General features: G+C 40.8%; 5 protein-coding genes and 1 pseudogene. All 6 read left to right on the forward strand.

The window, feature by feature from the left end:
• Window positions 1-9: 9 nt before the first annotated feature.
• Window positions 10-2,013 (forward strand): MtrB/PioB family decaheme-associated outer membrane protein, encoded by a 2,004-nt coding sequence (locus tag L5M17_RS21410; RefSeq protein WP_263149104.1) that lies wholly within the window; start codon window positions 10-12, stop codon window positions 2,011-2,013.
• A gap of 19 nt (window positions 2,014-2,032) precedes the next feature.
• A complete protein-coding gene (locus tag L5M17_RS21415; RefSeq protein ID WP_263149106.1) occupies window positions 2,033-4,576 on the forward strand; it encodes a DMSO/selenate family reductase complex A subunit in 2,544 nt (847 codons plus the stop codon).
• Window positions 4,577-4,587: 11 nt separating this feature from the next.
• A complete protein-coding gene (locus tag L5M17_RS21420; RefSeq protein ID WP_172591570.1) occupies window positions 4,588-5,265 on the forward strand; it encodes a DMSO/selenate family reductase complex B subunit in 678 nt (225 codons plus the stop codon).
• A 68-nt stretch (window positions 5,266-5,333) separates the two neighbouring features.
• Entirely contained in the window at window positions 5,334-5,999 is a 666-nt protein-coding gene (locus L5M17_RS21425) for a molecular chaperone (protein ID WP_263149108.1), read from the forward strand.
• Between the two features lie 10 nt (window positions 6,000-6,009).
• A complete protein-coding gene (locus L5M17_RS21430; RefSeq protein WP_218737734.1) occupies window positions 6,010-6,450 on the forward strand; it encodes a hypothetical protein in 441 nt (146 codons plus the stop codon).
• Between the two features lie 904 nt (window positions 6,451-7,354).
• A pseudogene (locus tag L5M17_RS21435) lies at window positions 7,355-7,487 on the forward strand (IS4 family transposase); the annotation flags it as partial.

The raw sequence follows: 7,487 nt of genomic DNA on the forward strand, positions 1-7,487 counted from the left end.
GAGTCTGAGATGAAGTTTAAATTAAATTTAATCACCATTGGACTGCTTGCCGCTTCTGCAAGCGTTAACGCCGCAGACTTTTCGGTAAAGCAAGCCAATACTAGTAAGGTCAACACTAGCGCCTATCAATGTAAGGCGTGCACAGTGAAACAGGGTTACCAAGGCGAAGTGAGCACCAATGTCGGCTGGGCAAGCAGCGACGATATCCACTCAGGTAACAGCTTTGGCGACAGTGATACGGGTTGGCGTGGCAGTGTCGGTGGTGATGTGAGTTATCGACAAGGTGAATACCAGGCAGTGATGAAAGCCGATGAACTCGGTTCGGACAACGGTTATCTGCACCTCGAAGCCGCCAAGAACAATCTGGGCGGCATCCAACTCGATTACAGCATGATGACTCGTTATGACGCCACTGCCCAAACCCAATTATGGCATGACAATGGGTTGCTGCTACCCGACAGTCACACCCGCTACCTTGACCTTGAATTACAGCGTGAAAAAGTCGGCATCGGCCTTGAGGGTGAGTTAGATGCGCTGCTTAACGGCCTCAAGGGCTATATCAACTATGACCAAGAGAATAAAACGGGCAATCGTCGCAGCAGTTTATTAGCCAACTCAGGCCCAATGAACTTTGCCTTGCCCGTCGATGCAACGACCCAAAATATCAATGCGGGTATTAGCATCGACCAACACCAATGGCAGAGCGAACTGGCCTATAACGGCAGTTATTACCGAAATCACATTAATCACTTAAGTCTACCCTATGCCGATAATGTGTATGCTGCCACCCCAGATAACGATGCCCATCAAGTCTCGTTAACGGGCCAATACCTACTCGGCACGAACGTGATTAACGGTCGCCTCGCTACTGGCCGAATGATTCAAGATGACAATCTTATCCAAGTCAGCGGCAATCCCCTGCAAAGCTGGGATGGTGAAGTGGAGACCTTAGACGCGCGTATCGGCTTTAGCAGTATGCTGAGTCCCCGTTGGCGCCTAAACAGTCAGCTGGATTACAGCGACCGAGATAATAAAAGCTCTACCTGGGATTTTGCCCAATTTGAAGTGGACAATGTCAGCGGTGCTTTTAAGCAAAACGTTGCGATGGATATTCAGCGCACTAACTTCAAACTGCAGAGTAGCTACCGTTTCAACAGCGACTATCGTTTACTCGGCGGTTTTGATTACAAAGCGGTGGAACGTAACTATACCGAGCGTGAAGAAACAGAAGACAGTGCGCTGTGGGCCAAGCTGAATATCCGTGTCATCCCTAAAACTGTGGTAGACCTTAAAGCCAGTTATGAAACCCGTGATGGCTCAACTTACGACAGCCTGGAAGCCACGTCCATCGAGGAAAATCCGTTGTTACGCAAGTTTTACCTTGCAGACAGAAACCGTAATGGGCTCGAACTCAGCGTTAATCATACCCCCCTGCAATGGTTAACCCTTGACTTCGATGCCCATTACAACAATGACGACTACGATGACACCCTCATTGGTTTAACTGAGGTGCAGGACTACGGTTACAACGTACAACTCAGTGCGCAGCTCTCCAACAGATTCAACGTTTTTGCTAGCGCAGGGCAACAATGGATTGAATCTGACATCGCAGGTAGCCAAGCCTATTCCACCCCAGATTGGTACACCAATATCGACGATGAGTTTATCGACCTCAATATCGGTTTCACCTACGACGGGCTGATGGATGACCGCTTAAGCATTGGGGGCAATTACCAATTTGCTAACTCAGCGAGTGACACCCTAATCACCACGACCACTAACCAGCCTTACGGCGATTACTACTCCTACAGCCACAACTTTGAGCTGTATGGCCGTTATGCCCTGAACAACAGTATGGGACTAAAACTGAGCTATCAGTACGAACGTTACTACGATACTGACTATGCCGAAGTCAGCCCCCATGCCGTTCCGGGATTAGTGACCTTGGGTGAGCTTAATCATAACTACAACGCGCATCTGCTGATGTTGACCTTCAGCTACATGCTGCCTTGATTTAAAAGAGGTGAAGAGAATGGAACGTAGAAGTTTTTTAAAAATGAGTGCCGCGGTGACCGCTGCAGCGACAATTTCTGGATGCAATAAAAGCGCTAGTGAAGCCAATGTTGTACCACCGACGACAACACCCACGGATGAAGTCATTAATTGGTCCGCTTGTTTGGTTAACTGTGGTTCAAACTGCCCCATAAAAGTGTTCAGTAAGGATGGGGTTATCACTCGTATCGAAACAGATCATGAAACCACTGATGAGTATGGCGTTAATCATCAAGCAAGAGCTTGCCCCAGAGGCCGGTCATTAAGGCAACGAACTTACGCGACTGATAGACTTCGTTCACCAATGAAACGAGTAGGTAAACGTGGTGATGCTCAATTTATTCCTATTACATGGGAACAAGCTTATTCAGAAATAGCCACTAAGTTACAAGTAATTAAAGAAACCTATGGCCCAGAATCAATATATCTTCATCATGGTTCAGGAGCTTATTATGGTTTTTCATCTAATACTGCGACTTGGGGACGTTTATTAAATTTAAATGGTGGTTTCCTTGATTACCATTGGGATTACTCTTGGGCAGGAGTCTATGCTGCGAGTATAGCGACATACGGAAGTCAATGGGACAGTATTAGTGGTTCATCTCTAAGCGAAATTGAAAACTCTGACCTATTTATTGGTTTTGGATTTAACCCTAATGAAATTCGCATGAGTGGTAGTGGTGAAGGTTATGACTTTGTGAAAGCCCTTGAAAAAAACCAAAAGGGAATTAAAGTTTGGATGATCGAACCTCGTTACACTGATTCTATGCGTGGGAACGAAAATGAATGGCTTGCTATTCGCCCAGGAACAGACGCAGCATTAATCGAAGCTGTTATTTATCAGATGATTAATTCTGGCTGGGTAGACTCAAATGCGAAGTCATTTTTAGATAAGTATGTTGTAGGTTATGACAGGAATTCTTTAGTTAATGCCAAAGCATCTATCGCGTTACATTCAGATCCATTCATTGCATCACATGCACAGTATGTAAACCCAGATGAAAACTATTTTGATTACATCATGGGACAAGGCATTTATTCCGCTAACGGAGCTAAAACTCCAAGTTGGGCGGCTGCTATTTGTGGCGTATCTGAAAATAAAATCAAACAATTAGCTACAGCAATTATGGCTGCAGAAGCGCCATATATTTCTGCTGGAGCAGGTATTAGTCGACATGCTAACGGTGATCAAGCAACCCGAGCTGTTTATACCCTAGCGATAATGACAGGTAAGATTGGCCGCCCAGGCGTAAACAGTGGTGCAATGCCTACCAGTTATAGCTTTGGGGTATCAGGAATGCCGGCAGGTAATAATCCTGTTGAAGTAACAATCCCAGTCTTTACATGGTCCGATGCGATTGTTCGAGGCAAAGAGTTCACAGGAACCACTGATGGTGTTCGTTACAAGACGAGTGGCAGCCAAGAACTAGTAGACAACAACCCTGCAAAGCTAACAACCAACATCAAAGCCATAATCAACTGTGCGGGTAACACACTGGTAAACCAACATTCTGACAGTAATGGTACAGCAGAGATATTACAAGACGAGACACTGTGTGAATTAGTGATCGTAAGTGATTGTTGGATGACAGCTTCTGCAAAATTTGCAGACTATCTGTTACCTGATAGTACTTGGCTTGAATCTGATGACTATGCAAATGACTCTTATGCATCAGGGCAGATGGCCTATGCAACCTTCATGAGTACATCACTAACTCCTCTTGGCCAAGCTCAATCAATGTATGAAATGTGTACTGGCATAGCCAAGGCAATGGGTAAAGAGTCTGAATATACCAATGGGCTAACTGGCCAACAATGGTGTGAAAAACTCTACAGTGAAACAAAAGCGATGAATCCAGACGTTGCGATGCCCAATACCTATGAAGAGGCTCAAAAAATTGGGGTATTCCGCAAATATATGCCAGCTTCATTTGTAGCGTATCAATCATTTATTCAAAACCCAACAGCAAATCCACGACCAACGATTTCAGGAAAGTTTGAAATATTTTCCATTTCCCTTGCTCGTAAAGCAGCAACTTGGACATTGCCTCCAGGAGACAAAATTACTGCCCTGCCACAGTATGTTGTCACTTGGGACGGGTATGAAGATGCTGATGCGATTAATGCTGGTTATCCATTACAACTTTGTGGCTATCACACAAAAGGTAGAGTCCATTCAAGTTATCACAATGTCGCTTGGTTACGTGAAGCGGTTGAAGATGCGGTGTGGATGAATCCAATTGATGCAGCTCAACGCGGTTTAGCCGATGGAGATAAAGTCCATATTTTCAATGACAGAGGTACGATAGAGATTCCAGTCAAATTAACACCTAGAGTAACACCAGGAGTTTGCTCCTTAGGGCAAGGTGCATGGTACAAACCAGATAGCAATGGTCGAATTGGCCCATCTGGTCATGTGATTGATATTGGTGGTTGTATTAACACATTAACCAAATACCATCCTTCGCCCATTACAAAGGGGAATCCACAACATACCAATCGTGTTCAGGTAGTAAAAGCTTAAGGGTAATCAAAATGACAGAAAAAACTCAATTTGGATTCTATTTCGATAGTAGCAAGTGTACAGGCTGTAAGACTTGTCACATTGCTTGTAAAGACCGTATGGTTGGAAAAATTCGAAACAAAGATGACGTAGCCTTAAATGGCGTAGCTTCTCTACCTGGCATGTTATGGCGTCGAGTGTATGAATACGGTGGCGGAACATGGAACCAGAATAGCGATAATAGCTTTGAACAAGATGTATTTGCTTACTATACCTCGTTAAGTTGCAATCATTGTTCTGAACCTGTTTGCGTCAAAGCTTGCCCAACCGGAGCGATGCACAAACGCAAGGAAGATGGTCTTGTGTTAGTTGAAGAATCACTTTGCATTGGTTGTCAAAGTTGTTCTAGAGCATGTCCTTACGATGCTCCGCAAATTGATAGAGACCGAAAAGTAATGACTAAATGTGATGGTTGCTACGATCGTCTTGCCGAAGGTAAAAAACCTATTTGTGTCGAAAGCTGTCCTTTGAGGGCATTAGATTTTGATACGATGGAAAATCTACGAGCAAAATATGGCGATGGAGATGAGCATTTTGCCCCCTTACCTTCGCAGTCAATAACGTCTCCAAACTTGATTGTAAAAGCCTCACGAAACTCAAAATCAACAGGCAATGGTAGCGGTAAAGTATTGAATATACGCGAAGTTTAATGACCATTTAAGTTAAGGTGCAATGAAAATTGCACCTTTTTAAAATATAAAAAGATAATTCAACCATCATGAAAAGAAATAATCTCGCAACACTCAACGAATTGAAAGCTATATCAAATATTTTTCATTCAGTATTAATGATATACCCTGAGGCAGAATTACTAAATCAATTCAAAGAGCAAAACCTAGCCAAAGATTGGCCAAGATTAACTAATTCCAAAAGAGAATCTCAAGCTTTAGATGAATTGTCCCGATTTCTAACACAATGGAGTGATAACAATGATGCACTCATTAAGCTTAAATTAGATTACGGAACGGTTTTTTATGGTCCAAACACTCCCAAAGCAACACCTTGGGGGTCAACCTATTTATCACCTTCACAGCTATTAAATGACAGCAGCACTATTGAGTTAAAACATTTTTACGCCAAACACGGAATAAATGTTAAAGCCGAAAGCAATGAACCTATTGATCACATCGGCTTAATTATGGCTGTTATTAATTTTTTACTAGGAAAAATGATAGAAAACCCTAGTAACGATGATTATAGATTAGTTCTTACAGAGCTATTAGAGACCCATTTTCTACCGTGGGGAAATCGGTGTTTGCAGTTAGCTTATGAAAATTCTGAATCAGACTATTATAAAGGATTTTCAAATTTAGGATTAGAGTTCTTTAGATATTTAATTAAAACATTCAACTTAAAAGTTAAAGTTAGAAATATTTATCGTTAGGTATCAAATAATGACCTTATTAAATTCAATAAACCAACAATGGGAAAAATCTCATTTAAGCGATGCGCTAAATCAAAAGTTTAGAAACTACAGTCAAATAAATCAATTTATTACTGGTGCAACCAGTTTAAATTCTGTGACATGTATGATTGCTGCACTGGTATACAATGAAGGTAAACCAGATTGGTTGCCCAGAAAAGTTAACTTAAACAAAATATCAGAAGAACATATTTTAAACTGTTTGTTTATTAGCTGCCAGTTACTATTTATAAAAGCATTGCAAGATAACGAACTTAGCCAATGTGAAAGGCTCATATTCACATTGGCAAATATCTGGGCAAACAACTTCGCCCCCAAAAGCTCTAGTATCTGCGGCTTAATAAATAAAATATGTTATCAACTAGATATCATAACATTACAGAATGGGTTAAAAAATAAATCAATAAGATAAATGCATCTTTTACTTTCACTTTGCATCTGGATTTTTAAATTATATGGACTGGTTCTAATTTTTAATTAAACCTGATAAGCTTGTTCTGTATCTTCCACAGTACTATCTATTTTCAGCTCTAAAATATCATTATAAAATAATCAACTGGAAACAGTGCAAGTTATCTTTTATCAACCGTAATTTATTCTTTTTTGGATTAAGAAAGATATGATTTTATGCAAACTGCAAGTTCAAAAATGCATAATAGTTATATTTTCAGTAAATTATCATAAATTCCGCACTAATGATTAAGCGTGTGTTATCTATACCACTATTCATTTTTAATCCTAAGCATCAACTAGCGAGCATCCTATTATTCTACGACCTATATTTAGCCTTATTTACAAGCACTTAGTATCTTAGCATGATTAAATAGAAAGTTAAAAATCCATGTACTGTAAAAATAGCGCGCGATGTATTGAATCGGGTGACTTAGATCTACTTCATATGTGACTTTATTAAGTGACTACGCAACTGTGAAATATAATGAGCATACTCGTTTGGAGGCGTCGCTGAGAACTTAGTGAACCAAGCCAATAATAAATCTTTATAAATACTCGCTATAGATATAGAAATAATTTGACTGGGAATATTAAAACTTATTGTAGGAAAAGCCTGATTTAATCTTTCCTGTAGAATTTTGCTCATTAGCATATTCACATTTGTTAATAAAAAATCAAGATCATTCCCCAATTTATAACTCATAAAAAATCGATTGTTTCCTAATTGACGTGACCGATTCAAAAACGATACTAAGTGCTGAAGAATCCCCTGATGATTTACAAATAAATCATCAAATTAGGGTGGAAGCGCATCTTGTTGCATGATCAAATGGTTTCGCTAAAAACTACACTTGGACAACAAGATGCGCGAAGCCAATATCCTACAACATTCTTTACACCAATACTGCCCAGAACTTCACCTAAAACGATTAAACAGCTTGATGCTGGCCTCTAAGGCACTGATTGAATGTAAGACACTGACCTTGACTGAGTTAG

The organism is Shewanella sp. SW24 (genome assembly GCF_025653395.1).
In the GTDB taxonomy this organism is placed as follows: Bacteria; Pseudomonadota; Gammaproteobacteria; order Enterobacterales; family Shewanellaceae; genus Shewanella; species Shewanella oncorhynchi.